Raw genomic sequence first — 25,815 nt, 5'->3', positions numbered from 1 at the left:
AACAAAAAATTAGTTGAACAGCATCCTGACAACAAACAAATGTTGCCAAAGGAATCCCAACCAGCCAAACCATAAAGGCCCGACCAGTCCGGGGTGTAAATCATAATTGGCACTGGCTTTACAAGCACCCTGTTGAGTTCTCAAAGAACAACCACACACCGATCAGAAAGCCCATTTCAATGGGCCCCGTTTCGGGGCAACCGCTAAAACCTACTTGGTCGAACTCGCATTGTCAAAAACCTCGTATCCGAGGCGATCAATGTAATTCGTCCGGACCCACGATGACGCACACCGTAGCCGGTGGTCGTTACTGTCGTGGGAAGCCGTAGACCGGCCGATCGCCGCTTCGCGGCTCTCCGCCCGGCTCCTGCCGGCTTCAAAACCTTACCCGGTCGGCTCCGCGTTCGCAACCCCGTATCCGGAGTGTTCCGCACCGCCCGATCCCAGCCTCGCTCGGCGTTGCCGCCCCGAGCCTGGTGCCCGCTCTCGGCCGGTTTGTCCGGCCTCCCCCGTGCAGAGAGAAAGTTACGCGGACGGCCCGGAGAAGGCAAATCAGGGTTCATCACTGGTTTGATCCGCCCCGGACGGCACGGCGTCCGGGGCGGCTCGCGACGCGGGGAGCAATGGCGTGCCAGAGTGTCAGGCATGGATGAGTCCGGGCTGGGTGCGACGGTGTACGCCGAGGAAGCACTGCTCGGCCTCCTCCTGCCGATCTGGCAGGTGGTGATCGGCGCGGTGGTGCTGGTCGTCCTGGTGCTCTCGGTGCGACGGCTGGCCCGGCGGGGCAGGTCCCGGATGACCACGGCCCTGCTGGTGACCGCCGGAGTCATAGTCGGGCTCGCGACCATCGGCGTCCTGTTGGAGGGCTGACGGCTCAGAGCCGGCGGTTGGCCAGGCTGGGCAGCTCGGCGCGGATCACGGCGAGCCGGTCGAGGTCCAAGTCGGCGACGGACACCCCGGGGCCGTCCGGCAGTTGGGTGAGGACCGTTCCCCAGGGGTCGATCACCATGCTCCGCCCGAAGCAGGTGCGACCGGGTTCGTGGTCGCCGGTCTGGCCGGCCGCCGCCACGAAGCACTGGTTCTCGATCGCCCGCGCCCGCAGCAGGACCTCCCAGTGGTCGCGGCCGGTGTGCAGCATGAACGCCGCCGGGACCACCAGCAGTTGGGCGCCACCCTCGCTGGCGAGCCGCCGGTACAGCTCAGGGAACCGAAGGTCGTAGCAGATCGACAGCCCGACCCGGAGCCCTTCGACGTCCACCACGACGGGTTGGTCGCCGGGCGCGACGCTCGCCGACTCCAGATAGGAGACTCGACCGGGGATCTCCACGTCGTACAGGTGGATCTTGCGGTAGCTCGCGGCCAGGCTGCCCGTCCGGTCGAAGACCAGCGAGGTGTTCCAGGTGTGCTCCCGGTCCGGCCCGGCCTCGTGGAACGAGCCGGCCACCAGCCAGATGCCGAGCCGCCGAGCGACGCCGGCGAAGAAGCTGCCCACCTCACCGTCGACCGGCTCCGGCTCGGGCATCCCGGCGGCGGGGCCGAGATAGTCGACGTACTCCGGAAGGATGGCGAGGTCCGCGCCGCCGGCGGCGGCGCGTTCCAGCAGGACCTCGGCGGCGGCCAGGTTGGCCTTGCGGTCGTCCCGGGCGTTCAGCTGGCAGACTGCGACGCGCATGAGCCCAGAGTACGGCCGGGACGGCCGGCACGGACAGCGTCAGATGCTGGCCAGCACCAGAGCTCCGGCGGCGAACCCGAGGCCGGCGACCTGGATCGGTCGCAGGCGCTCCCGGTCGACGGCGAGGGCGAGGAGCACCGTGCTGGCCGGGTAGAGCGCGGCGAGCGCCGCCACGATGCTGAGGTGACCACGGGCGGCGGCAGCCAGAAAGAGCGCGTTGGCGGCGCCGTCGAGCAGGCCGGCGACGGCCGCCCAGCCCAGCGCCGGTCGCCCGAGTCGCAGCCGCCGGCCCGTGCCGACGGCCAGCGCGAGGCCGAACGCGATCGAGCTGGCACGCACCGCCGCCACCGGCCACATGCCGGCGCTCTCGTCGGCCTGGCCCAGGAGGGTGAAGAAGACGCCGAACAGCGCCCCGGCGGCAAGGGCGAGCCCGACCAGCCGCGCCGGGACGGCGACCCGCCCTCCCCCATCACCCAGGCTGACCAGAGTGATCGCCAGCACCGCGAGGCCGGCGCCGGTGAGCGCCAGGGCACCCGGGAAGGACGCGGTGAAGAGGCCGGCGACGATCGGCACCACGGCGGCGGTGATCGCGGTGACCGGCGCCACGACGGCCATCATCCCGCCGGCGAGCGCCCGGTACAGCAGCATGACGCCGCCCGCGCCGGCCACCCCAGCGAGCAGCCCCCAGACGATGTCTCCGACGGTCGGCGTTCCGGGTACGACCAGCACCAGAACGACCAGCAGCGGGACGCTCAGCAGTTGGGAGACCACGGTCACCGTGATCGGGTCGGCACGGCGGGACGCCTTTCCGCCGGCAAAGTCGGCGGTGCCGAACGCGACGGCGGACACCGCTGCCAGGACAATGGGGAGCATGCGATAGTCGTACCATAATAGTGACCGTGGGGGGTAGTTTAATGACCGAGGCCGCAAGCCGGGTAGGCGCGGTGACCGCCGCGGTGGCCCGGCAGGTACGTGAGCTACGCGCCACCCGGGGCTGGTCCTTCGAGGAGCTGGCCGGCCGCTCCGGGGTGAGCAAGGCGATGCTCGTGCAGATCGAGAGCGCCCGCACCAACCCCAGCGTCGGCACGCTGTGCCGGGTCGCGGACGCGTTCGGTGTCAACATCGCGCGGCTGCTGGAGCCCGACGAGGAGCGGACCGTGAAGATCAGCTCCGCCGCCGAGGCACCCGTGCTCTGGCAGGGCGAGCACGGCGGCACCGGCCACCTGCTGAGCGGGTTGGGCGAACCGGACCTGGTCGAGCTCTGGGACTGGCGGCTGGCGCCCGGAGAGGGGCACCGCTCCGCCGACCACCCACGCGGCACCCGGGAGGTGCTGCACGTGCTGGCCGGGGCGGTGATCGTCCAGGTGGACGGGCAGGACCACCCCGTCCGGACGGGCGAGACGATCGAGTTCCACGCCGACCGGGAGCACGGCTATCGCAACGACACCGAGGACCCGGCTCGACTGATGATGGTGGTGGTCACGCCGTCGGGCGAATGGGACCGCCGAACGCGATCACGCCGGCCGCGTCAGGACTGAACGCGACCGGCGTGACGCGGGGAGGATCAGGCCGACTTCTCCTCGCGGTCCCGCCGGGCACGACGCCCGGTGAACTCGCGCGGAACGATCGTCGGGTTGACGTTCTCCAGGACGACCTCGCGGGTGATCAGCACCCGGGCGGCGTCGGGGTTGCTCGGCACCTCGTACATCGCGGAGAGCAGAACCTCCTCGATGATGGCCCGCAGGCCACGGGCGCCCGTGCCGCGCAGCATCGCCTGGTCGGCGATCGCCTCCAGGGCCGGCTCGTCGAACTCCAGCTCGACGCCGTCCAGCTCGAAGAGGCGCTGGTATTGCCGGACCAGGGCGTTGCGCGGCTCGGTGAGGATCCGCACGAGGGCGCTGCGGTCCAGACTGCGGACGTTGGTGATCACCGGCAGCCGGCCGACGAACTCGGGGATCAGCCCGAACTTGAGCATGTCTTCCGGCATGACCTGGCTGAAGATGTCATCGGTCGACCGCTCGGACACCGACCGGAGCCGGGCACCGAAGCCGGTGCCGCCCTGCCCGGTGCGGGACTCGATGATCTGGTCGAGGCCGGCGAACGCGCCACCGCAGATGAACAGCACGTTTGTGGTGTCGATCTGGATGAACTCCTGGTGCGGGTGCTTACGACCGCCCTGCGGCGGCACGTTGGCCACCGTGCCTTCCAGCATCTTGAGCAGCGCCTGCTGCACGCCCTCGCCCGAGACGTCCCGCGTGATCGACGGGTTCTCCGACTTACGGGCGATCTTGTCGACCTCGTCGATGTAGATGATGCCGGTCTCGGCGCGCTTGATGTCGTAGTCGGCGGCCTGGATCAGCTTGAGGAGGATGTTCTCCACGTCCTCGCCGACGTAGCCCGCCTCGGTCAGCGCGGTGGCGTCGGCGATGGCGAACGGCACGTTCAACATCCGCGCGAGGGTCTGCGCGAGGTGGGTCTTGCCGCACCCCGTCGGGCCGAGCAGCAGGATGTTGGACTTGGCCAGCTCGACGGCGTCACTGCCGGAGCCCGGCGCGTTGGCCGCCTCTGCCTGGATCCGCTTGTAGTGGTTGTAGACCGCGACGGCGAGCGCCTTCTTGGCCTGATCCTGCCCGACGACGTAGTTGTCGAGGAACTGGCAGATCTCCATCGGCTTGGGAAGCTCTTCCCACTTCACCTCGCCGGACTCGGCCAGCTCCTCTTCGATGATCTCGTTACAGAGATCGATGCACTCGTCGCAGATGTAGACCCCAGGGCCCGCGATGAGTTTCTTGACCTGCTTCTGCGACTTGCCGCAGAAGGAGCATTTCAGTAGGTCGCCGCCGTCACCGATCCGTGCCACCTACGTTCTCCCTGCACTCATCGGCCGGAGACCCGGCCCTGACCTGCGGACGCTGCGCGCCGCCCGGCTTGGTTCACCCCGCCGGCCGAACCGGCGAAGCGGTACGGACCCGACGTTACCCGCTGGCGGAGCATTCTCCGACCCCCAAAACGGGTGTGTCAGAGGTCGGCCGGGAACGGAGCCCCGGCCAACCTCTGACCCGGTACAGCTCAGCTGGCGGCGTGGGTCGCCAGCAGGCCCTTCTTGCGGCTGGTCAGGATCGTGTCGACCAGCCCGTACTCCTTGGACTCCTCGGCCGTCATGATCTTGTCACGGTCGATGTCCTTGCGAACCTGCTCGATCGGCCGGTTGCAGTGGCGGGACAGCATGTCCTCCAGCTGCGTCCGCATCCGCAGGATCTCCCGAGCCTGGATCTCGATGTCCGAGCCCTGCCCGTAGCCGCCCTCGGTGGCCGGCTGGTGGATGATGATCCGCGAGTTCGGCAGCGCCATCCGCTTACCCGCGGTGCCCGCCGACAGCAGCACCGCCGCCGCGCTGGCGGCCTGCCCGAGGCAGACCGTCTGGATGTCTGGACGGACGTACTGCATGGTGTCGTAGATCGCCGTCATCGCGGTGAACGAGCCACCCGGCGAGTTGATGTACATGATGATGTCGCGGTCCGGGTCGGTGCCCTCCAGCGTCAGCAGCTGGGCCATCACGTCGTTGGCCGACGCGTCGTCCACCTGGACACCGAGGAAGATGATCCGGTCCTCGAAGAGCTTGTTGTACGGGTTCGACTCCTTGACCCCGTACGACGTGCGCTCGACGAACGACGGCAGCACGTAGCGGTTGTGCACGGCCGCGAACTGGGGCGGCAAGCTCAGATCGGTCATCGTCAGCTCCTCAGCTCAGGGTCCCGGCGCCATCCGGAACCTGTGCGGCCCCGATGATCACCTTGTCGATGAAGCCGTAGTCCATGGCCTCCTGGGCGGTGAACCAACGGTCCCGGTCCGAGTCCGCCTCGATCTGCGACTGGCTCTGGCCGGTGTGGTGCGCGACGCGCTCCTGGAACATCCGCTTCGTGTAGAGCATCTGCTCCGCCTGGATGGCGATGTCCGACGCCGTGCCGCCCAGCCCGCCGGACGGCTGGTGCATCATGATCCGGGCGTGCGGCAGCGCGTACCGCTTGCCCTTGGTGCCCGCGCAGAGCAGCAGCTGACCCATCGAGGCCGCCATGCCCATCGCCACGGTCGACACGTCGTTGTCGATGAACTGCATGGTGTCGTAGATCGCCATGCCGGAGTAGACCGAGCCACCCGGCGAGTTGATCCACAGGTTGATGTCGCGGTCCGGGTCCTCCGCGGCGAGCAGCAGCAGCTGCGCGCAGATGCGGTTGGCGACCTGGTCGGTCACCTCACTGCCCAGGAAGATGATGCGTTCCTTGAGCAACCGGTTGTAGACCGAGTCGTCGAGGTTGCCAATTGAGTCGCCACCGCGGGCATCGATCGCCCTGCGCGACGTCGTTGGGATGTGCATGTCGGTCATGGCAGCCCTTCGCTCTCCGTACCGTCTTTCCCGACACTAACCGCTGTGCGGGGCGGCAGAGTCCCGGTCGGGGCACTGTTCGCTCTCAGCGCAGTTGCGTCGGGCGCACCCGCGGCGCGGGCGTCCGGGCGTACCCGGGAATGGATGTGGCCGCCGTCCACCGCACAGCGGCGGACGGCGGCCGCATCCGACGATCAGTGCTCGTGGTTGTGCTCCGCCTCGTTGGCGGCGCGCAGCGCGTCCAGGGTGACCTCGTTGCCGGCCGAGTCCTTGATCGTGATCCGCTCCATCACGGCCGCGAGCGCCTTGCCCCGCCGCACGTCACCGAAGACCGCGGCGGCGGCGCCGGAGCGCACCAGCTGGTCGTAGTACTGCTGCGGAGCCATTCCGGCGCGCTGCGCCCGGTGCACGATCTCGTGACCGAACTCGTCGTCGGAGACCTGCACGTCCTCGGCGTCGGCCAGCGTGTCCAGCAGGAGCTGCACCTTGACGCCCTCGGTCGCCGCCTCGGTCAGCTCGGCGTCGATCTGCTCCTCGGTCTTCTCCTCGGCGGCGAGGTATTCCTCCAGGGAGGCGCCGATCCGCTCGAGCTGGTCGACCATGGCCTGCTTGCGGCTCTCGACCTCTTCGCGAACGACGCCCTCCGGCGCCGGCACATCGGCGGCCTCGACCAGCTGCGCCAGCGCCTTGTCCCGGGCGGCGTAGATCTGCTCGACCTGCTTGCCCTGGGTGACCCGCGCCCGCAGGTCGCCGCGCAGCTCCTCGATCGTGTCGAACTCGCTCGCCATCTGGGCGAACTCGTCGTTCAGCTCGGGCAGCTCCTTCTCCTTGACCGTGCGTACGGTCACCGCCACGTCGGCGTCCCGACCGGCGAAGTCGCCGCCGACCAGCTGGGTGCTGAAGGTGGTGTCCTCGCCGGCGGCGAGGCCGACCACGGCCTCGTCCAGGCCCGGCAGGAGCTGCTTGCTGCCCACCTCGTGGGAGATGTTGCTCGCCTGGCCGCCCGGCACGTCCTCGCCGTCGACCGTCGCGTTCAGGTCGATCTGCACGTAGTCGCCCTCGGCGGCGGCCCGCTCGACCGTCTTGAGGGTCGCGAACCGCTCCCGCAGGTTCTTCACCTGCTCGTCGATCTCGCTCTCGTCGATCTGCAGCTCGTCGACGGTCACCTCGATGGTGCTCGCGTCGGGCAGGGTGATCTCCGGGCGAACGTCGACCTCGGCGGTGAAGTTCAGCGAGTCACCGTCGTTGAACTCGGTGATCTCGACCTCCGGACGACCCAGCGTCTTCAGGTCGTGCTCACGCACCGCGGCGAGGATGTTCTCCGGGATGGCATCCTGGACCGCCTCGTTGAGGACGGTGCCCCGGCCCACCCGCTGGTCGATCACCGCGGTCGGCACCTTGCCCCGGCGGAAACCGGGGACCTGGACCTGCGAACCGATCTCCCGGTACGCCTTCTTGAGGCTCGGCTCGAGCTCGACGAACGGCACCTCGATGGCGAGCCGCACGCGCGTCGGGCTCAGAGTCTCGACGGTGCTCTTCACAGGCGTACTCCTTGACGGATCTCAGTTGAGTCTGGGCGTGATTCAGCCCATCGAGTGTAGGTGAGCCGGCCTGACGCTCCGGCAGCGCCCGGGGACCGCATGAACGGCACCCGGGGCGGCCCGGCCGCGGACGACAGTCGGGGTGGCGGGATTTGAACCCACGGCCCCTCGCTCCCAAAGCGAGTGCGCTACCAAGCTGCGCCACACCCCGTGGCGACGTGCAGTCTATGCCGTCGCCGCGCCGCAAGCGGTGCCGGGGCATCCCCACCCGGACAAGTCCCCCGAAAGCCACCAGTCAGCCCACCTTCCCGCAGGCCTCGGGTCATCACGTCGCCAAGATCAACACCGTGTCGGCGATGTGGTGGCTTCACGGCGTCGGGACACCACTACATCGCCGACCTTGTGTGGATCTCGGAGCGTTGCCGCGCCGCGCCGGGACGACACGGCGCCGCAGGGCGGTGGCGCGGCTGCGCGCCGGACACAACCATTGGGTACGCTGTCGACGCATCCGCTGCGGCGGGTGCACGCGGGCGTAGCTCAATGGTAGAGCTTCAGTCTTCCAAACTGACGGTGCGGGTTCGATTCCCGTCGCCCGCTCCACACACACGAAGGCCCAGGTAGACCGCATGATCGCGGCACCTGGGCCACCCGGCGAGGCCGAGTCACCGCGTCACTTCAGGTGGAACCGTTCGTCGACCGCGAGGGCCGCCAACTGCGGCACGGAGAACGGCAGCATGTTCAACCCCGACCGGCTCTCGTCGAGCTTCGCGCCCTGCGCCACGAAGACCACCACGCCATCCGGGTGCCGGTAGGCCGACCACTGGTCGAGCCGATCGTCGCCGGCCGCTCGGACCACCACGCCCACCTGCGCCGCTCCGACGGTTTCGACCTCGCACTCGCCCTGCATCCCCCAGAATCCTCGGGCCAGCGCGCACGGCTCGGTCGGCAACTGGTTTCCGGCATCGTGCACCTCGACGATCACTCGCCCGGCACCCTTCCCCTGGGCCACGGCGACCGAGGCCATGTAGCTCCACAGTTCGACGCCGTTCACCCGGTCCTCGAACTGCGCCTGGTGGGTCCGCAGCGTCCGCTCATCGGCGGGCTGGCTCGCCGGATCCTCCGGCGCGGTGTAGCCGGCGGGCACGACGGAGACGACCTGGCTGAGCAGGTGGACACCCTGGTCGTGCTTGGAACCGGCCCGCGCGGTCCGGTCCTCCTGCGGGAGACCGTCCGGCCCGGTCGGCCACGCCTCCTTGGTGTCCGACGCATTCGGGGCGACCGGTGGCCCGTGGCCCGCCGGTTGGTAGACGCGGCCACCCGGGGTGCCGACGGCCACGAAGCCGGCAACCGCCAGCACGGCGGCAGCCGACCCGAGGGACGCCCACAGCCCGCGGCGGCGGAGTTGCGCACGCCGCGCGGCGTCGAGCGTGGCTCCCGTACTCAATGGTGGTGGCGGGGTGGTGCTCGCCATCTCGCTGCGCAGCGCCTCGCGCAACTCTTCTCCGTTCATCGCTCCCCCATCTCGATCCCGCTGTACGTGGGTGCCAGGAGGCCGCGCAACGTGTCGAGCCCGCGTGCCGCCTGGCTCTTCACCGTCCCTGGAGAGCACTCCAGCAGCGCCGCGACGTCCTCGACCGACAGGTCCTCCCAGTAGCGGAGCACCAGGACGGCCCGCTGGCGCGGTGCCACGGAGGCCAGTGCCTGGAGCAGCACCAGTCGACTCTCCGGAGAGTCGGGCGGGGCCGCCTGGTCGGCGTTCTCGCCCCCGACCCGCTCGCGCCGCCACCAGCCGCGCCGTCGTTCGTCGAGGAAGGTCCGGATCAGGATCTGGCGTACGTAGCTGTCGAGCACCTCGTGCCGCAAGATCCGGTTCCAGACCCGGTAGAGCTTGACGAACGTGGTCTGGACCAGGTCTTCGGCCCGGTGCCAGTCGCCGCACAGCAGGTACGCGGTGCTGCGCATGGCGCCGGACCTTGCCGCGAAGTACTCGGCGAACGCCGCGTCGCGATCGCTCATTCAGGCCTCCGATCCCCGTTTCGAGATAGTCACGCGGGGTCCGGCTTGCGGGGTTGCATCTGAACTCGCGCTTTTGTCACGGAATCAACGACCAGCGGCCGCGTTCAGCGACGTACGGGCCGCCGCACCCTGCGGTAGAAGCCCGGGCTGGGAGCGGGCCTTCACCGCACGCCGCCGTTGATACTGGCGCTGCGCCCGCCCACCGCCCATGATCTCGCCATGACTCTCGCTCCGGTCATCAGTCCGGTAGAACTGCGGCCCCGCCGCATCTGGTTCTTCATCGCGGCACTGATTCCCGTTGGTGGCGCGCTGGCCGCCGTCGGGGTGTTGCTGTTCGTCCTCCGTTCCGAAGGTGATCTGGGACAGCCCCTCCCGTTGGGCCAGCCGGTCACGGTGCAGCTCTCGGACGAGAAGATGGTGTGGTTCAGGACGACCGATGGGGGCCCTCCTGACGTCAAGTGCGCGGCGTCCCCAAAGGACGGCGCGGAAATGGTCGAATTCGGGCAAGCCAACGTGCTCGTCGCGGGTGCCAAGGTCGACAACGAACAGTGGCGCGGCCTGCTCACGCTGCACGCCAAGCCAGCCGGCAGGTACGAGGTGACCTGCACGGCGGCCGGGGCCGGCCCGCAGCCGGCCCTCTCGATCGGTGATCCGCCACGCTTCTACGGTCCCCAGGACACCGCTATGGGCAGCCTGGCGGCATTAGGTGTGACCAGCACCGGTGTGGTCACTGGCCTGGTGCTGGCGGTGATCGTGGCAGTCCGACGCGGCATGCACCGAACCCGCCTCCGCCAGCAGCCCATCGACGCACGTCGCGGTTGACCCTCCGCGGTTCCGCGGACGGCGCTCATTGACCAGATCCCTTGACGTATGTCGATCTGTGCACTGGTGTAAGGAGCAGTGACATCGACGTCCGTCAGGAGGGCACATGAACGTCCGACGACGGTGGACAGCTGCCGCCAGCACAGCGATCCTGATCAGCGCGGCACTGTCCCACCCCGGTCCGGCCACCGCGGCACCCACCACCGCGCCCGCACCGATCACCCTGACCGCCACCGAGACCGCCCTCGTGCGGGTGCAGCTCCGCGACCAGGCTCAGCTCGACCGGCTGGTCGCCAGCGGCGCAGACCTGGCCAACCGGCCCCGAGCCCGGGACGGGCGGATCCTCGCCGACCTGGTGCTCAGCGGCGCGCAGCTCGCCGAGCTGACCGCACAGGGCGCCACGGCCGTGCAGATCGTGCAGCGCGCCGGGGACGGCACCCGGCACTTCGCCGAGAGCGTCCGCGCGGCTCAGGCCCGTACCGCCGCCGGGCTGCGCGCACCGGCGACGAGTCAGCGGACCACCGCCGCCGCGGCCGTGGACACCCTCCAGGTGCAGCAGGCGTACTGGTGGACCACGGGTGGGCAGACCTTCCTACAGGCCCAGGTGGCCACGACCGCCACCGACGACCCGGACGTGGAGATCACCGTCAGCTGGCGGACGGCCGACGGCGCCACCGGCACCTTCCCGCTGTACCGGTTCGAGGACTCCGGCGAGTACCAGTACCACTACAACCTTCCCCAGCCGATGCCGAGCCGGCCGGTCCAGTTGACCGCCACCTCCAGCCTCGGCGGGGTCAGCCGGGTGGTCACCCCGACACTCTGGCCGAATGCCGCCCCGCCGCCCGTGCCCGCCGGTTACCAGAAGGACTTCATCGACGCGTACCTGACGCCGGTCGACATCCAGGCGCGGATCAAGCGGCTGGCCCGCCAGTACCGGGACCTGGTGGACGTGATCGACCTGCCGAACAAGACCCAGGGATACCGGCGCACCGCCGCCGCGTACCTCGGTGACCCGGCGGTCGCCGCCGTGGTCGTGGAGTCGGTCCGCTTCGGCGACCAGAGCATGAACGGTGTGCAGGTGCGGACGGTCGACCCGGGCCGGCGGAACCGCCCGCTGACCGTCGGCTACCGCGACCGTGTTCTCACCGTCTCGCTCGCCACCGACACCGCCGGCAAGACCGTGAGCACCACCGACGAGGTCGCGGCGGCGATCAACGCCCGCCAGGCGAACCGGTTCCGGGCCACCGTCGAGGACGGCTCGGCCGGGCTGCCCATGCCGGTCGCCGGCCCCGCCCGCCTGGACGACGGCCTCCAGGGCACCGAGGTGCCGGCGAAGCCGTGGACGGTGCAGGCGCTGCGCCTCGGCGTACACCGGGACGGCTCCCGGGTCGGCGTCCTCGCGTACTCCCAGGAACACGCCCGGGAGTGGGCCACGCCGCTGGTGACGCTGGAGTTCGCCGAGCGGATGCTGGCCAACGCCCGTACCGACGCGGCCACCCGTGAGCTGCTGGAACAGGTCGACATCTTCGTCATACCGACGGTCAACCCGGACGGCGCGAACTACTCGTTCAACGACTTCAACTTCCAGCGCAAGAACCTGGTCAACCACTGCGCCGGGTCGGCCCGCGACCCGAAGAACCGCAACTCGTGGGGCGTCGACCTCAACCGCAACTACACCGTCGGGTCGTACTTCGACGGGTACGTGGGCGCCAGCGCCAACTGCCTGTCCGGCAACTACGCCGGCACGGCGGAGCTGTCCGAGGCCGAGAGTGGGAACGTCATCGCGCTGGCCCAGGCCCACCCGAACATCAAGTTCGCGATGAACGTGCACTCCTACGGCGGGTACTTCATGTGGCCGCCGGGGGCGTACCGCGCCGACGGCCGGATCACCCTGCCCCGGCCTTCGATCGACGAGTCGACGCTGTTCCTCAACAGCGCCCGGCGGATCGTCGGCGCCATCGCTCAGGAGCGCGGCACCGTCACCTGGCCGTCCCAGACCGGCCCGGTCGCCGACGTGCTGTACTCCGCAGCCGGAAACTCCGCCGACCAGCTCTACTACGAGCTGGGCATCTTCGCGTGGGACTTCGAGGTCGGCAACGACCGGTGGAACCCGACCACCGGCCAGTGGGAGGGCGTCGGCTTCCAGCCGCCGTTCGACGAGGCGCACGGCGAATCCCAGGAGTACGCGGGCGGGCTCGTCGAGATGGTCCGGGTGGCCCGTGACTACGCCGCCGCCCAGGCACCCGCGGGCTGATCGTCGGAGCAGTGCCGACCGGCCACGGATGAATCGTGGCCGGCCGGGTAAGCAGCGGCCTTACCTGGTGGGGGCACGGCCGGTGTCGCGGTGTGCCGCGACCGGACGCGCGGGCGGGCGGGCGGCGAGGGCCTGCCCGCCCGGGCGTACGCCGGGGTCAGTTCGTGGAGATCCAGTTCCAGGCCGAGACGACCCACTCGGTCTGCTGGAGCCAGGCCACCCCGAGACCGACGAGAAAGACCGCGGTCGCCAGGTGGGCACCCCGAGCGGTACGCCGCACCCGTCCGAACTGCCGCTCCAGCACCAGCCGGCCGATCATCCGGGACAGCGCGAACAGACCGACCGCCACCAGCAGGCTCAGCACCAGCACCAGCAGCGGGCCGGACAGGTCACCCTGACCGGAGAGCGCCCAGATCCCCCAGCAGACGAACGCGAAGAGACCCCCGGCCGCACTCCACTCGCCGCCGCGGCGCAACTGCGCCAACCGCCAGCTCAACGGCCGGCGTGGCGCCGGCTCACCCGGCCAGCCCGTCCCGGTCGGCTCCTGCTCGACCACCGGGAACGGCACGGTCCGCGGGTTACGCGGCTGGCCCACCGGCGCCACACCACGGCGGAACCCGTCCCGCTGTGGCGGCACACCGACGCCGGCCTGCGGTGGCACCTCCACGGTTCGCTCCGCCCACGGCTGCGTCTGGTCTGCCATCTCGTCCTCCCCCTGACCGGCGGCACCACCACCGCCTGAACCCGAGGGTAGCCAGCCGGCAAATCGGTCGCCGAGCCCCGTAGGGCGCGGACCGGCACCATGGTGTCGGATCCCACCCCGGGCGGGGTACGGTCGGCTGATGGGTGACCCGGACCGACGCCGACGACGGCTGCGCCACCACGCGGACCCCGACCCGGCCGGTCGAGGCCCCGACGGCTCGACGGTCAGCACGGCCGGGGTGCACGACGGGGTGGATCCGCCGCCCCGACGCCGCAACGGGGGCGGCGACGAACGCGACGGCGAGCGAGGCCTGCGCGGGCTGGTCGGCTCCGGCTCGTCCCAGGTGGGGCTGAGCGCCGCACTGCGCGCCCGGGACGCGGCCCGGCCCACCGAGGACGACCTCGCCGAGGCGGAGGCCCGGGTGGTCGTCGTCCGGCGCAACTGGGTGCCCCGCGAGGACCTCCCCCGCTCGCCGCGCTGACCGCCACGAGCGCGGTCAGCCTCGGGCCGCGCCCACCTCGGCGAGCGCGGTCAGGGGCGAGCGCGGTCAGGGGCGAGCGCGGTCAGGGGCGAGCGCGGTCAGGGGCGAGCGCGGTCAGGGCAGGTCGGGCAGCTGCCGGGTCCGCTCGTACTCGGCGACCTGGTCGATCCGGCGGGCGTGCCGCTCGTTGCCGGAGAACGGCGTGTTCAGGAACGCCTCGACGATGCCGGTGGCCTCGTCCAGGGTGTGCTGACGGGCACCGACCGCGACCACGTTCGCGTCATTGTGCTGGCGGGCCAACTGAGCGGTCTCGACGCTCCAGGCCAGCGCGGCGCGTACCCCAGCGATCTTGTTAGCGGCGATCTGCTCACCGTTGCCGGAACCGCCGATGACCACTCCGAGGGCGGTCTCGTCGGCCACCACCCGGTCGCCGGTGTGCAGGCAGAACGCCGGGTAGTCGTCGTCGGGGTCGTAGCTGTGCGGACCGACGTCGACCACGTCGTACCCCTGCTTGGCCAAGTGATTGGCCAGGTGCACCTTCAACTCGAAACCGGCGTGATCGGATCCCAGGTAGACGCGCATACCGGGCAGTCTGTCAGGCCGCCGTCTCCGACGCCGCAGGGGCGGCGTCGGAGAGCCGGGTTCGTCACACGGGCGGGCGGTTGACCGCTCAGTACGGCAGCTCGGCGACCACCAGGCCGCCGCGTGCCTTCGGGGTGAACCAGGTGCTCTTGCGGGGCATCTTCTCCCGGGCCAGGTTCACCGCGACGAAGTCCGACACGGTCACCGGCGCGATCAGAATGGCCAGCTCGGCCCGCCCGGCGTCGACCTCCCCGGTCAGCCAGCTGGCCGGGTAGTCACCGCCCACGTACGTGATCCGCTTGTCGCCCGGCTCCAGCCCCAGCGCGTCGCGCAGCAGCAGTCGCTCGACCTGGGCGTGGTCCAGGTTCTCCAGCCGGTCGGCGGCGGTGGCGGGCAGTCGCACCGCGTACCCCTGGCCGGCAAGCCAGAGGTGGACGGTGCCGCCGGCCGCCGGGACCTCGACCGGGCCGTCGATCGGCTCCACCTGCGCGCCGGCCGCGCGCAGCCGGTCGAGCAGCTCGCCGGGCGTGGTGGTCAGCTCGCTGACCAGCCGGTTGTAGGGCTGAATGGCCACCGACGCCGGGGTGGTCACCACGGCCAGGAAGCGCGGCATCGCCCCGGTCTGGGCGGCCAGGCTGCGGTGGTTGCCGTCGGCGACGACCAGCTCGCCGCCACCGGCGAGGGCGGTCAGCGCGTCCTGCTCCGGCCCGGGGCCGAGCAGCCAGATGGCGTGGGTGCGCCCCGCCTGGTCAGTGTCCGTCGCGGCGGGCACGCCGGCCGCGTCGGTCGCCGCCGCGAGCGCGGCGTGCAGCTCGTCGCCGGTGCCGGTCTGCAGCAGGAGTACGGGTGAGAGCAGGTGGCCGAGCGCCTCGGCCAACGCGACCCGCTCACGCACCTTGGCGATGAAGACGTCCTCGTTGCGGATGACCAGGCCCGGCTCGTCGGCCCGCGTGGAGATCTGGTCGGTGTCCACCATCGCGAACAGCCCGTACGCGGCGGCCTCGCCCGGGGCGCTGATCCGGTAGAGCACCACCACCTGATCGGCGGGGGTGTAGCTGCCGTCGTCCTTGGCCTCGGTGAGGCGGGCCACCGCGTCCGGCAGCGCGTCGAGGAAGGACTTCCCCAGGCTCTCCGGTGCCCGGTGCGGCATTTCGATGCCGAGGGCACTGTGCGGATTCGCCTCGATGATCGAGGTGATCTCCGCGTCGTCAGCGAACTCGTCATAGTTCTGCGCGCCGGTGCCGCCGGTGGTGATCCAGGCCCGGGCGATCGGATGTACGACCGTCATGCCCACTGACGCTACCGGCGGCGGCGGCCCTGCCGACGGGGACCCGCGCGGCGTCCACCAGATGAAAGTGCCGGGGCCGGGGGCCGATAGTCAGCCGGCGCGTCCGGAGGTGCCGTTGTGGCGACGGTGCCGGCCGGCGACGGCCGGCCCGCCGTTGCCCCGCCGGCCGTTCCCGATGGGCCCGCTGGTCGCGCTGCGGCGGGGCGTCGCGGGCGGTCCCGGCACCGGGCGCGGCTCGGGCGGCGGCCCCGGAACCGGCCGTGGGTTCAACGGCGGCGTCGGTACGGGACGCGGGTTGGCGGGCGCCGGCGGGGGCGGGGCCGGCTCGGCCGGCGCGGCTGCCACGACGGGCTCGCCGCCATCCGGCGTCGAGCCGTCAGCCGGCATCGACCCGTCAGCCGGCGCCCTGGCGGGCGCGACCATGGCTGGGGTGAGCTCGGCCGGCACCGCCGGACGCTCGGCCGGCACGGGGTCGGCCGCCGACGTCAGCGGCCCGACCGGCGCGGTGCCGACCAGCGGCGTGAGCGCGGGTCTGGCCGGCACGGCCGACCCGGCCCCGGCCGGCGGCGTGGGCGCGGCCCCATCCGGCCCGACCGACGCGGTGCCGGCCAGGGGCGTGAGCGCGGGTCTGGCCGGCACGGCCGACCCGGTGCCGGCCGGCGGCGTGGGCGGTGTCAGGCGGGAGGTGACCGGCACCCGGGCCACGCCGACCACGATGGGTGGCGCGAGCAGGTCCACGAGGTGGGCGGGAAGGTCGGGGCGGACCGTCGGCCAGCGGGAGTCGTCGACCGACCAGTACGCCGCACCGGGAGTCTCGATCACCCCCTGCCGGGTCAACTGATCGTCACCGGACGCACGGTGCTTCGCCATCGGGATTGCCTCCACGAGCTGCGGGCGGCCCTGCGGGTCGCTGCGGCGGACACCGAGGGAAACGACGCCGCCCGCCCACCGGTGACGCCGTGACCGCGAGGCGTACCCGCCGCCCGACGCCGACACGCCCCCGCCCGGGCATCCGAGGGGTGTCCGGCCGGGGGCGTGGGTCGTGGATCAGTCGAAGACCGGGCCCTGCTCGCGGGTGCGCTTGAGCTCGTAGAAGCCGGGGGTGCCGGCGACCAGCAGCACGCCGTCCCAGAGCCGACCGGCTGCCTCGCCCTTCGGGGCCGGCGTGATCACCGGGCCGAAGAACGCGACCGGAGTGCCGTCCGGGCCGGGCGCGTGGATGACCGGGGTGCCCACGTCCTGGCCGACCGGGCGCATGCCGGCCTCGTGGCTGGCCCGCAGCGCCTCGTCGTAGTCGGTGCTGTCGGCCGCCGCGGCCAGCGCCGGGTCCAGGCCGGCGTCGGTCAGCGCGGCGACGTACAGCGCCTGGCCTCGCTCCTCCTTGCCGAGGTGGATCCGGGTGCCGAACGCGGTGTAGAGCGGGCGCAGGGCATCGGTGCCGTACCGCTGCTCGGCGGCGATGCAGATCCGCACCGGGCCCCAGGCGGTCTTCAGGAACTCCTTGTACCCCTCGGGCAGCTCGTCGCGGCCCTCGTTGAGCACGGCCAGGCTCATCACGTGGAAACGGATGTCCACATCACGGACCTGCTCGACCTCCAGCAGCCAGCGGGACGTGATCCACGCCCACGGGCAGGCCGGGTCGAACCACATGTCGGCAGTGACACGATCGGTCACGGTGAGGTCCCTTCATTGCAGTGGCGCCAGGTGTGCGGCGCGCACCCCCGATCCTCACCCCACGGCCCGTCGGCCGGCACCCGAATGAGAGCGTGACCTCGGCCACCGCGGGCTGTCCGTACGTGGAAGACTCGGGTCCGGGCCGACGCCACGAGCGGTCGGCAGACGGGCGCCGCCGGGCGTACGGCGAGATGTGGGATGGAGACAAACAGTGCCGGGAGTGCGCAACCTGACGCAGGTCGAGGCGACCGAGCGGGCCCGCCTGCTCGACGTGACCGGGTACGACATCAGTCTGGACCTGTCAACCGCCGTGCTGGCGGCCGACGGTCGCACGTTCCGGTCGACGACCGAGGTCCGGTTCGGCTGCACCGAGCCGGGCGCGAGCACGTTCATCGAGGTGGCCGCCGAGTCGGTGCGGTCCGCGACGCTGAACGGCGCTCCGGTCGACCTGTCCGACTGGTCGGCCGAGAAGGGTCTGATCCTGTCCGGCCTGGGCAGCGAGAACGTCCTGGTGGTCGACGCGGACTTCGCCTACTCCAACAGCGGCCAGGGCCTGCACCGCACGGTCGACCCCGTGGACGGCGAGACGTACCTCTACAGCCAGTTCGAGACGGCCGACGCGCAGAAGGTGTTCGCCTGCTTCGACCAGCCCGACCTGAAGAGCGTCTACACCTGGCACGCCACCGTGCCGGCGCACTGGCGCGCGGTCTCCAACATGCCCGTGCAGCGCGAGGAGCCGGCGGGTGAGGGGCTCAAGACGCTGCACTTCGCCGAGTCGCCCCGGATGAGCACCTACATCACGGCGATGTGCGCCGGGCCGTACCACGAGGTGCGCGACACCCACGACGGCATCGACCTGGGGGTGTTCTGCCGGGCGTCGATGTCGCAGTACCTGGACTCCGACGACCTGTTCCTGATCACCAAGCAGGGCTTCGACTTCTTCCACGAGAAGTTCGGCGTGCGCTACCCGCTGCCGAAGTACGACCAGCTCTGGGTGCCCGACTTCAACGCCGGCGCGATGGAGAACTTCGGCTGCGTCACGCACGCCGAGTCGCACTACATCTTCCGCTCGCAGGTCACCGACTTCGAGTACGAGCAGCGGGCCAACACGATCCTGCACGAGATGGCCCACATGTGGTTCGGTGACCTGGTCACCATGCGCTGGTGGAACGACCTGTGGCTCAACGAGTCGTTCGCCGAGTGGGCCAGCCACTGGTGCAACACCAACGCCACCCGGTTCACCGAGGCGTGGACGACGTTCCTGTCCATCCGGAAGAACTGGGGCTACCGGCAGGACCAGCTCTCCTCCACCCACCCGGTCTACACCGAGATGCCGGACATGGAGGCCGTCGAGGTCAACTTCGACGGCATCACGTACGCCAAGGGCGCGAGCGTTCTCAAGCAGCTCGTCGCGTACGTCGGTGAGGAGCCGTTTGTGGCCGGCCTGCGGGCGTACTTCGGCAAGCACGCCTGGGGCAACGCCACCTTCGACGACCTGCTCACCGAGCTGGAGGCGGCCTCCGGGCGGGAGCTGCGCAAGTTCGCCGCGCAGTGGCTGGAGACCGCGCAGGTCAACACGCTGCGGCCGGAGGTGACGATCGGCGCGGACGGCACGTACGAGCAGGTGGTGGTGCGGCAGGAGGCGCCGGCGGCGTACCCGACGCTGCGCACGCACCGCATCGGCGTGGGCCTGTACGACCTGACCGGCGGGCGGCTGGTCCGCCGTGAGCGGTACGAGGTGGACGTGACCGGCGAACGGACCGACCTCGCCGAGCTGCGTGGCGTCCGGGCCGCCGACGTGCTGCTGCTCAACGACGACGACCTGAGCTACACCAAGCTGCGCCTCGACGACCGCTCGATGGCGACCGTGGTGCAGCACATCGGCGGCTTCGAGTCGTCGCTGGCCCGCGCGCTGTGCTGGACCGCCGCGTGGGACATGACCCGTGACGCCGAGCTGGCGACCCGCGACTACGTGGCGCTGGTGCTGGCCGGGCTGCCCGCCGAGACCGACATCAACCTGGTCACCGCCACCCTGCGCCAGGCCACCACCTCCCTCACCCTCTACGCCGACCCGGCCTGGGCGCCGACCGGCTGGGCAGGGCTGGCGCGTGCGGCGAAGGACGCGCTCGCCGCGGCCGAGCCGGGGAGCGGCTTCCAGCTGGCCTGGGCTCGGGCGTACACCTCGGCGGCCCGGTCCGACGAGGACCTGGCCACGCTGCGCGGCTGGCTGGACGGCTCCGGCGCGCCGGCCGGCCTGACCGTGGACACCGAGCTGCGCTGGACGGTGCTCGGCGCGCTGGTCGCCAACGGCGCGGCCAGCCCGGCCGAGGTCGAGGCGGAGCTGGCCAGCGACCGCACGGCCAGTGGCGAGCGGGAGGCCGCGTACGCGCACGCGCTGGTGCCGACCGCGGCAAACAAGGCTGCCGTCTGGGAGCTGCTGACCGGCCCGGAGTCGCTGCCGAACTGGCGGCACCGGGCGCTGTTGCAGGGCTTCGCCCACCCGGCGCAGGTGGAGCTGGTCGCCCCGTACCGGGAGCGGTACTTCGCGGTGGTCGGCCAGGTGTGGGCCACCCGGGACAGCGAGCCGGCGCAGGAGTTCGCGCAGCTGGCGTACCCGACCTACCTGGTCGACGACGACACGGTGGCGGCCACCGACGCGTGGCTGGCCGAGGACGGGCACCCCGCTCCGCTACGCCGGCTGGTCGCCGAGGGCCGCGACGGTGTGGTGCGGGCGCTCAAGGCCCGCGCGAGGGACGCCCAGGCCTGACCTGGCTACCACCGGCCCGGGGTCGGCGTGGGTATGAGCCCGCGCCGGCCCCGGACCGGCGTAAGCCCGCGTCGGCGTCGATGTCCGCCCGCGTCAGCCCCAGCGGCGGCGTCGGCCGGTTGATCGACTCCAGATCGCCGATGTGGGGGTGTCCCGTGTCGCGGACACCCCCACATCGGCGATGTGGTGTGGATCTTCGCCCGGTGCACTGCTCACGGTGCATGCTCAGCCGCGTTCACCAAGCCACGAGACGCACGAGACGGGAGATCACACCCGAACATGGAAGTAGGGGCCTCCCGCGCAGGCGAGACCCCTACTTCCATGTTCGAGCGCGATCTTGCGCGGCGCGGGCCGGGTGCGCGGCGTGGGCTAGGCGCGTGGCGTGGGCTAGGCGCGCCGCGTGGCCGGCCGCGACATGGGCCGGGCAGCAGCCGCGGCGTCAGCAGGGCCTCGGCATAGGCCGCGGCATGGGCCGGGCCTCGGCGTGAGCCGGGCGAGTCCTCGTGGCGGGTGGGTCAGCCCTTGCCGGCGTGGCTGGCCAGCTGGTCTAGGCCGTTGATGATGCCGCCGGCCAGGTCGCCGCCGCTGAAGGCGCCGACCATGGAGAGCGCGGCCAGCTTGGCGTACGTGTCGGGGATGCGCTTGCGGGCGTGCCGCCCGGTGACGATCTCCAACTGGCGCTGGTTGGGTGACACCGCGATCAGCACCGACCGGTCGGGGTCGGCGAGCTGACGGTGCAGCCGCTGGGCGTGCTCGCGGATCGGCTCGTCGAGGCCGCCGACGAAGATCGAGAAGACCAGGCCGGTGCCCTGGTCGGCCAGGCGCAGGGCCTCGTCGATGCGCAGCAGCTGGCGGGTCGAGAACGGCCCGTCCAGCACCTCGGGCGGGTTCGCCGTCTCGGTCTGCTTCTCACCAACGGTCACTTGCGCCTCCGGTTCCACCGGCCGGCGCCTGGACGCTGGCCTGCTCAAGCTTGTGGCTGGTCAGGGCGGGTGCCTGAGCGCCCGCCGTCAGCGCGGTGCCGGCCGAGTCGGCCAGCTGCCCCGGGCGGCCCAGGAACCAGACCGGAGTGAAGTCGAAGGGCCGGCCCGGCCGGTAGCGCTTGGCGCCACCACCGCCGCCGGTGCCACCACCACGGCTTCCGGCGTACGCCAGACCGGTGATCACCAACACCGCGACCACCGGGATGCCGACGAAGACCAGCAACGTCTCGGTAACAGACAATCCCAACGCCCCCAGGCGGAAGAAGGACCTCGAACAACCGGGTCGGATGGACGATCACGATGGCGACCGACCGATTCCGTCGCCATTCACGTTAGCGGAGTCGACCGCCCGCCAGATTGCGGGGTGGTGATCCCACCAGTCACTGGCGTGCTCCAGTTGCGCAGCTGTCGCGATGAGACGCGCATCGTCGCCGTACCGGCCGGTGAGCAGCACCCCGACGGGCAGCCCGTCGGTGGCCGTCGTGCCGACCGGCAGGGACACCGAGGGGTCGCCGGTGACGTTGAAAATGGCGCAGTAGGGCGAGAATCGGCGTTGCCGGTCGAAGTCGGCCGCCGGGTCACCGTCGGCCGTGAACCAGCCAACGGGCGCCTGCGGGGCGGCGAGGGTGGGGCAGAGCAGCAGGTCGCAGCCAGCGGTGCGACGGGCGCCGAGACGGACCTGCGCCTGCAACTCGCCGAGGGTGACGGCGAGCTCGCCGGCGGAGATCTCGGCGCCTCGTGCCCGCAGCAGCCGGGTCAGTGGCAGCAGCTCCGCCTCGCGTTGCGGGTGCACCGGGGAGAGCGCCAGGACGTACCAGATGGTCTCGAACAGCGGCCACGCCTCGGGCCCGAGCGGCGGTGGCACCTCGACCACCTCGTGGCCGGCGGCGGTGAGCAGCGCGGCGGCCCGGTCGACGGCGGCCACGCAGTCGGGGTGCACCGGCTCGTCGGCGAGCATCGGCGTGGTGAACCGGCCGATCCGCAGCCGGCCGGGCTCGGCCCGGCGGGCGGCGGCCAGATATCCCCCGGGCGGGGCGGGCGGCGGCAGGTAGGGCTCGCCGGGCACCGGCACGGCCATCACGTCGAGCAGCGCGGCGACGTCGGTGACGGTCCGTCCGAGCGGCCCGCTGGTGGGCAGGCCGAACGCGCCGGAGCCGAGCGGCCCGCCGGACACCACACCGCGACTGGGCTTGTAGCCGACCAGGCCGCAGAGCGACGCCGGGATGCGCAGCGAACCGCCGCCGTCCGAGCCCTGGGCGACCGGGACCAGCCCGGCCGCCACCGCCGCCGCCGCGCCGCCACTGGACCCACCGGCGGTGTACGCGAGCTGCCACGGATTGCGTGCCGGCGGCGCGACGCGGCCCTCGGAGTAGAGCGAGCAGCCCAGCTCCGAGGTGGTCGTCTTGCCGAGGCTGACCAGGCCGGCGGCTTTGATGAACCGGACCACGTCGGCGTCGACGGGCGGGACGAAGTCGGCGAACGCCGCCGAGCCGAAGGTGGTGCGGACCCCGGCGGTGAGGGTGAGGTCCTTGATCGCGGTGGGTACGCCGTGCAGCGGGCCTCGCCCCTGCACGGGCGCGGCGTCGGCGGCGCGGGCGGCCTCCCGGGCCAGCTCCGGGGTGACCGTGACGAACGCGCCCACGGTGTCGCCGATGGCCGCTACCCGGCGCAGGTAGTGCTCGACCAACTCGACGCTGGACATCTCACCGCCGGCGATGGCGGTGGCCTGCTCCAACGCGGTCAAGTCGTGCGGCTCGGCCATCCCGTCATCCTGCCGCCCGTCGCCCCCCAGCGCACTCGACACGCGCCGACACGCGCCGACACGCAGATCTTGGACAGTTTCCGCTCGCCCCGAACGGAAACTGTCCAAGATCTGCCCGCGCCCGGGCGAGACGGCCTCAGCCGTACAGGAAGCGCCGGGCGTTGGCGGACAGCAGCTTGCCGCGCTGGTCGTCGGTGAGGAAGTCGGCGTCGCGGACCACCGCGCCGGCCGGGCGCTCACCCAACGGGTACGGGTAGTCGCTGCCGACGAGCACCCGGTCCTCCCCGATGGTGTCGACCAGCAGCCGCAGCGCCGGAGGCGCGAAGACGACCGAGTCGACGTGGAAGCGGTCGACGTAGCTGCTGGGCGGGCCGGCGGACGCGCCACGGACCAGGTCCCCGCGCCGGTGCCAGGCGTTGTCGGCGCGACCGAGCCAGAACGGGAAACTGCCGCCGCCGTGCGCGAAGCAGATCCGCAGCGTGTCCGGCACGCGGTCGAAGACGCCGCCCAGGATCATCGCCAGCACCGACAGGTGCGTCTCGGCAGGCATTCCGGTGAGCCAACGCGCCATCCACCGGTCCAGCCGGGGGCTGCCCGGCATGTCCCACGGATGGACGAAGACCGGCGCGCCCACCTCTGCGCAGTGTTGCAGGAAGGTGACCACGCCGGCGTCGTCCAGGTCGCGGTCGCCGACGTGGTTGCCGATCTCCACACCGACGTGCCCGGCGGCCAGGGAGCGGTCCAGTTCGGCGCAGGCGGCGTCCGGGTCCTGCAACGGCACCTGGCAGAACGGCACCAGCCGGTCGCCGCCGGCCGCGGTGACCTCCAGGGTCAGGTCGTTGAAGATCCGGGCGACCTTGACCGCCTGGTCAGCGGGGCGGTCGTAGCTGAAGAAGACCGGGGTGGGCGAGACGACCTGCACGTCCACGCCGTCGGCGTCCATGTCGGCCAGCCGCTGGGACGCGTCCCAGCACTCGGCGCCGATCGGACGGAACTCCGTCTCCCCCACCATGATCATCGCGGCGCGTTCGGAGTCGACCCGCAGCCACGGCCACCCGGACCCGCCGCACGCGGCGCCGAGGTCCGGCCAACCCTTCGGTACGACGTGCGTGTGCACGTCGACGACACCTGCCGCCATCAGCCCTTACCCGGGTGCAGGGTGCCGCAGTTGGCGCAGGTACGAGCCTGCTCGTCGGCGTAGAACGCCTGGAACACCGGCGGCAGGTCGGCCGCGATGTCGCGGACCTGCAACTCCACCTCGTGCACCTTGTGCCCGCACTCCGGGCAGTACCACTGGAACTTCTCCAGGGTGCCGTCCTCGCGGATCCGCTCGACGACCACACCGATCGAGCCGGGCTCCGGCCGCTGCGGCGAGTGCGGGGTGTTACGCGGCAACATCCACATCTGCCCCTCGCGCACGTGCACCGTACGCGGCCCCTCGGGGGTCATCAGGTTGATGTGCATGTTGCCCTTGACCTGGTAGAAGAACTCCTCGTACGGGTCCACGTGGAAGTCGGTGCGCTGGTTGGGCCCGCCCACCACCATCACGATGAAGTCGTCCCCGCCGGGGAACATCTCCTTGTTGCCCACCGGCGGCTTCAACAGGTGCTGGTTGTCCGCGATCCAACCCGGAAAGCTGAACGGTTCGGCGATCTCACTCACGACTGACCTCCGGAGGGAAGAAGGGCCACGGCCTGGATTTCGATGAGCAGGTGCGGGTGGGGCAACTGGTGTACCGCCACCGTCGTTCGGGTCGGCCCCGACGCGTCGAAGAACTCCGCCCACACCTCGTTGTAGCCACCGAAGTCATTCATGTTGACCAGGTACGACGTCATCTGCACCAGGTCGGCGAGGTCCGCGCCGACCGAACGCAGCAGGTCCTGGATGTTCTCGATGACCGCACGCGTCTGTGCCCGGATGTCGAGGTTCGTGGTGCCGAGTTCGTCGACCGACACACCGACGAACGTGTTGTCCGGCCGCCGTGACGACGTACCGGAGACGAAGACGAACCCGCCCGCGACCTTGACGTGCGGGAACGCGCCGCGTGGCACGGCCTTGCCGGCCACCACCCGCGCGGTCACTCCGACGCCCGCAGGGAGGCGGTGCCGAGCTTCTCCACGACGGCACGGACATGGGCGCCGGGCCGCAGCGGAACAGCCGCCGTGGCGGCGCCGGCCAGGAACACCCATCCGGATTCCAGGCGTACCCCGTGTCGGCCGGCCAGCCGGATGCCCTCGTCGAGCGCGCGGCGCGGGTCGCCGAGGATCGCCGCCGTCGAGCCGACCTGCGCCACCCGACCGTCGACCTCCAGCAGCACGCCGAGGTTGTCCAGACCCGCCGGCACAGGCGACCACGGCCCGATCACGAACGCCGCCGCCGAGGTGTTGTCGGCGATCACGTCCGGAAGCGAGAAGCGGAAGTCGGCGTACCGGGAGTCGATCAGCTCGATGGCCGGGGCGACCGCGCGGACCGCGCTGGCGAAGTCGCCGACCGGCTCGCCCGGCTCGGGCAACCGGTCCAGAAGGAACGCCACCTCCGGTTCAACCCGGGGATGGATGTACGCGGACGGGTCGACGACACCGCCGTCGGGCACCCGCATCGCGTCGGTGAGCCGCCCCCAGATCACCTCGTCCACGCCGACCTGGGCCATCTTCGCCCGGCTGGTCAGCCCCATCTTCAGACCGATGAGCCGTTCGCCGCGATCCAGCCGGCGCTGCACCAGCGCGGCCTGCACGCCGTACGCGGTCGGCACGTCCAGGCCCACCTCGTCAGCGAGCTGCGGAATCGCCGTGGCGGTGTCGGCGGCCTCGCCGAGCTTCGCCGCGACGCCCAGGGTGTCCACGCCGATCATGCTGCATCTTCCTTCGTTCGCGACTGCGGGGCTCG

General features: G+C 71.2%; 26 protein-coding genes and 2 tRNA genes. 7 read left to right on the top strand and 21 right to left on the bottom strand.

Annotated features, from left to right (window positions below):
- Window positions 1–645: 645 nt before the first annotated feature.
- Window positions 646–870: a hypothetical protein gene (locus ABZ808_RS19645; protein ID WP_357008161.1), complete on the top strand. Its 225-nt coding sequence runs from the start codon at window positions 646–648 to the stop codon at window positions 868–870.
- 4 nt (window positions 871–874) lie between these two features.
- On the opposite strand, the gene ABZ808_RS19640 is transcribed toward ABZ808_RS19645, so the two are convergent.
- Window positions 875–1,672 (bottom strand): carbon-nitrogen hydrolase family protein, encoded by a 798-nt coding sequence (locus ABZ808_RS19640; protein WP_357008159.1) that lies wholly within the window; start codon window positions 1,670–1,672, stop codon window positions 875–877.
- Window positions 1,673–1,711: 39 nt separating this feature from the next.
- Complete coding sequence (locus ABZ808_RS19635) at window positions 1,712–2,545, bottom strand: DMT family transporter (protein WP_357008156.1); 834 nt, start codon at window positions 2,543–2,545, stop codon at window positions 1,712–1,714.
- A 41-nt stretch (window positions 2,546–2,586) separates the two neighbouring features.
- Between ABZ808_RS19635 and ABZ808_RS19630 the strand changes: the two genes are divergently transcribed.
- Window positions 2,587–3,210 carry an XRE family transcriptional regulator gene (locus tag ABZ808_RS19630; protein ID WP_357008154.1) on the top strand — a complete coding sequence of 208 codons (624 nt, stop codon included), beginning with the start codon at window positions 2,587–2,589 and terminating at the stop codon, window positions 3,208–3,210.
- A 26-nt stretch (window positions 3,211–3,236) separates the two neighbouring features.
- Here the strand turns inward: ABZ808_RS19630 and clpX are convergent, their stop codons facing one another.
- The 5 genes from clpX to ABZ808_RS19605 form a co-directional block, all read right to left on the bottom strand.
- The gene (clpX, locus tag ABZ808_RS19625) at window positions 3,237–4,532 is read right to left on the bottom strand and encodes an ATP-dependent Clp protease ATP-binding subunit ClpX (RefSeq protein WP_145779357.1); all 1,296 of its coding nucleotides are present in this window, start codon (window positions 4,530–4,532) and stop codon (window positions 3,237–3,239) included.
- A gap of 209 nt (window positions 4,533–4,741) precedes the next feature.
- Window positions 4,742–5,404: an ATP-dependent Clp protease proteolytic subunit gene (locus ABZ808_RS19620; RefSeq protein ID WP_272613084.1), complete on the bottom strand. Its 663-nt coding sequence runs from the start codon at window positions 5,402–5,404 to the stop codon at window positions 4,742–4,744.
- A 10-nt stretch (window positions 5,405–5,414) separates the two neighbouring features.
- Window positions 5,415–6,056 carry an ATP-dependent Clp protease proteolytic subunit gene (locus ABZ808_RS19615; RefSeq protein ID WP_053652979.1) on the bottom strand — a complete coding sequence of 214 codons (642 nt, stop codon included), beginning with the start codon at window positions 6,054–6,056 and terminating at the stop codon, window positions 5,415–5,417.
- A 194-nt stretch (window positions 6,057–6,250) separates the two neighbouring features.
- Complete coding sequence (tig, locus tag ABZ808_RS19610) at window positions 6,251–7,597, bottom strand: trigger factor (protein ID WP_357008152.1); 1,347 nt, start codon at window positions 7,595–7,597, stop codon at window positions 6,251–6,253.
- Between the two features lie 137 nt (window positions 7,598–7,734).
- A tRNA-Pro gene (locus ABZ808_RS19605) sits at window positions 7,735–7,808 on the bottom strand.
- 315 nt (window positions 7,809–8,123) lie between these two features.
- Between ABZ808_RS19605 and ABZ808_RS19600 the strand changes: the two genes are divergently transcribed.
- A tRNA-Gly gene (locus tag ABZ808_RS19600) sits at window positions 8,124–8,197 on the top strand.
- Window positions 8,198–8,267: 70 nt separating this feature from the next.
- Here ABZ808_RS19600 and ABZ808_RS19595 read toward each other — a convergent pair.
- Window positions 8,268–9,107 carry a hypothetical protein gene (locus ABZ808_RS19595; RefSeq protein WP_357008149.1) on the bottom strand — a complete coding sequence of 280 codons (840 nt, stop codon included), beginning with the start codon at window positions 9,105–9,107 and terminating at the stop codon, window positions 8,268–8,270.
- On the bottom strand, window positions 9,104–9,613 hold the full coding sequence (locus ABZ808_RS19590; protein WP_357008146.1) for a SigE family RNA polymerase sigma factor: 510 nt from the start codon (window positions 9,611–9,613) through the stop codon (window positions 9,104–9,106). The genes ABZ808_RS19595 and ABZ808_RS19590 overlap by 4 nt, the downstream gene beginning before the upstream one ends.
- 219 nt (window positions 9,614–9,832) lie before the next feature.
- Here ABZ808_RS19590 and ABZ808_RS19585 point away from each other — a divergent pair, with 219 nt between their 5' ends.
- Window positions 9,833–10,435, top strand: a complete 603-nt coding sequence (locus tag ABZ808_RS19585) for a hypothetical protein (protein ID WP_357008144.1) — start codon at window positions 9,833–9,835, stop codon at window positions 10,433–10,435.
- Between the two features lie 106 nt (window positions 10,436–10,541).
- On the top strand, window positions 10,542–12,689 hold the full coding sequence (locus ABZ808_RS19580) for a M14 family zinc carboxypeptidase (protein WP_357008141.1): 2,148 nt from the start codon (window positions 10,542–10,544) through the stop codon (window positions 12,687–12,689).
- 157 nt (window positions 12,690–12,846) lie between these two features.
- Here the strand turns inward: ABZ808_RS19580 and ABZ808_RS19575 are convergent, their stop codons facing one another.
- Entirely contained in the window at window positions 12,847–13,392 is a 546-nt protein-coding gene (locus tag ABZ808_RS19575) for a hypothetical protein (protein ID WP_357008139.1), read from the bottom strand.
- Between the two features lie 139 nt (window positions 13,393–13,531).
- Between ABZ808_RS19575 and ABZ808_RS19570 the strand changes: the two genes are divergently transcribed.
- The gene (locus tag ABZ808_RS19570; protein ID WP_357008136.1) at window positions 13,532–13,873 is read left to right on the top strand and encodes a hypothetical protein; all 342 of its coding nucleotides are present in this window, start codon (window positions 13,532–13,534) and stop codon (window positions 13,871–13,873) included.
- A gap of 114 nt (window positions 13,874–13,987) precedes the next feature.
- On the opposite strand, the gene ABZ808_RS19565 is transcribed toward ABZ808_RS19570, so the two are convergent.
- The 4 genes from ABZ808_RS19565 to ABZ808_RS19550 all read right to left on the bottom strand — a co-directional run bounded on the left by ABZ808_RS19565 (window position 13,988) and on the right by ABZ808_RS19550 (window position 17,417).
- Window positions 13,988–14,455, bottom strand: coding sequence for a ribose-5-phosphate isomerase (locus tag ABZ808_RS19565; protein ID WP_357008135.1), 468 nt, complete (start codon window positions 14,453–14,455; stop codon window positions 13,988–13,990).
- An 88-nt stretch (window positions 14,456–14,543) separates the two neighbouring features.
- Complete coding sequence (locus tag ABZ808_RS19560) at window positions 14,544–15,743, bottom strand: DUF1015 family protein (protein ID WP_357008132.1); 1,200 nt, start codon at window positions 15,741–15,743, stop codon at window positions 14,544–14,546.
- Between the two features lie 90 nt (window positions 15,744–15,833).
- Window positions 15,834–16,613 carry a hypothetical protein gene (locus ABZ808_RS19555; protein ID WP_357008130.1) on the bottom strand — a complete coding sequence of 260 codons (780 nt, stop codon included), beginning with the start codon at window positions 16,611–16,613 and terminating at the stop codon, window positions 15,834–15,836.
- A gap of 177 nt (window positions 16,614–16,790) precedes the next feature.
- Window positions 16,791–17,417, bottom strand: coding sequence for a disulfide bond formation protein DsbA (locus tag ABZ808_RS19550; RefSeq protein WP_357008127.1), 627 nt, complete (start codon window positions 17,415–17,417; stop codon window positions 16,791–16,793).
- A 220-nt stretch (window positions 17,418–17,637) separates the two neighbouring features.
- Here ABZ808_RS19550 and pepN point away from each other — a divergent pair, with 220 nt between their 5' ends.
- Window positions 17,638–20,184 (top strand): aminopeptidase N, encoded by a 2,547-nt coding sequence (pepN, locus tag ABZ808_RS19545; protein ID WP_357008126.1) that lies wholly within the window; start codon window positions 17,638–17,640, stop codon window positions 20,182–20,184.
- 515 nt (window positions 20,185–20,699) lie between these two features.
- Here the strand turns inward: pepN and ABZ808_RS19540 are convergent.
- The 7 genes from ABZ808_RS19540 to ABZ808_RS19510 all read right to left on the bottom strand — a co-directional run bounded on the left by ABZ808_RS19540 (window position 20,700) and on the right by ABZ808_RS19510 (window position 25,780).
- Entirely contained in the window at window positions 20,700–21,107 is a 408-nt protein-coding gene (locus ABZ808_RS19540; protein WP_357008124.1) for a DUF5130 family protein, read from the bottom strand.
- Window positions 21,094–21,390 (bottom strand): hypothetical protein, encoded by a 297-nt coding sequence (locus tag ABZ808_RS19535; protein ID WP_357008265.1) that lies wholly within the window; start codon window positions 21,388–21,390, stop codon window positions 21,094–21,096. Before ABZ808_RS19535 ends, ABZ808_RS19540 begins: the two co-directional genes overlap by 14 nt.
- Before the next feature lie 72 nt (window positions 21,391–21,462).
- Window positions 21,463–22,929 (bottom strand): amidase, encoded by a 1,467-nt coding sequence (locus tag ABZ808_RS19530; RefSeq protein WP_357008121.1) that lies wholly within the window; start codon window positions 22,927–22,929, stop codon window positions 21,463–21,465.
- 136 nt (window positions 22,930–23,065) lie between these two features.
- Complete coding sequence (locus ABZ808_RS19525; RefSeq protein ID WP_357008118.1) at window positions 23,066–24,067, bottom strand: amidohydrolase family protein; 1,002 nt, start codon at window positions 24,065–24,067, stop codon at window positions 23,066–23,068.
- Window positions 24,067–24,591 carry a 3-hydroxyanthranilate 3,4-dioxygenase gene (locus ABZ808_RS19520; RefSeq protein ID WP_357008116.1) on the bottom strand — a complete coding sequence of 175 codons (525 nt, stop codon included), beginning with the start codon at window positions 24,589–24,591 and terminating at the stop codon, window positions 24,067–24,069. Before ABZ808_RS19520 ends, ABZ808_RS19525 begins: the two co-directional genes overlap by 1 nt.
- A complete protein-coding gene (locus tag ABZ808_RS19515; RefSeq protein ID WP_357008113.1) occupies window positions 24,588–25,010 on the bottom strand; it encodes a RidA family protein in 423 nt (140 codons plus the stop codon). Before ABZ808_RS19515 ends, ABZ808_RS19520 begins: the two co-directional genes overlap by 4 nt.
- A complete protein-coding gene (locus ABZ808_RS19510) occupies window positions 25,007–25,780 on the bottom strand; it encodes a fumarylacetoacetate hydrolase family protein (protein WP_357008110.1) in 774 nt (257 codons plus the stop codon). The genes ABZ808_RS19515 and ABZ808_RS19510 overlap by 4 nt, the downstream gene beginning before the upstream one ends.
- Window positions 25,781–25,815 lie beyond the last annotated feature (35 nt).

Source organism: Micromonospora sp. NPDC047527 (genome assembly GCF_040643015.1).
Classification (GTDB): Bacteria; Actinomycetota; Actinomycetes; order Mycobacteriales; family Micromonosporaceae; genus Micromonospora.
This window is presented reverse-complemented; position numbering and strand designations above follow the sequence as displayed.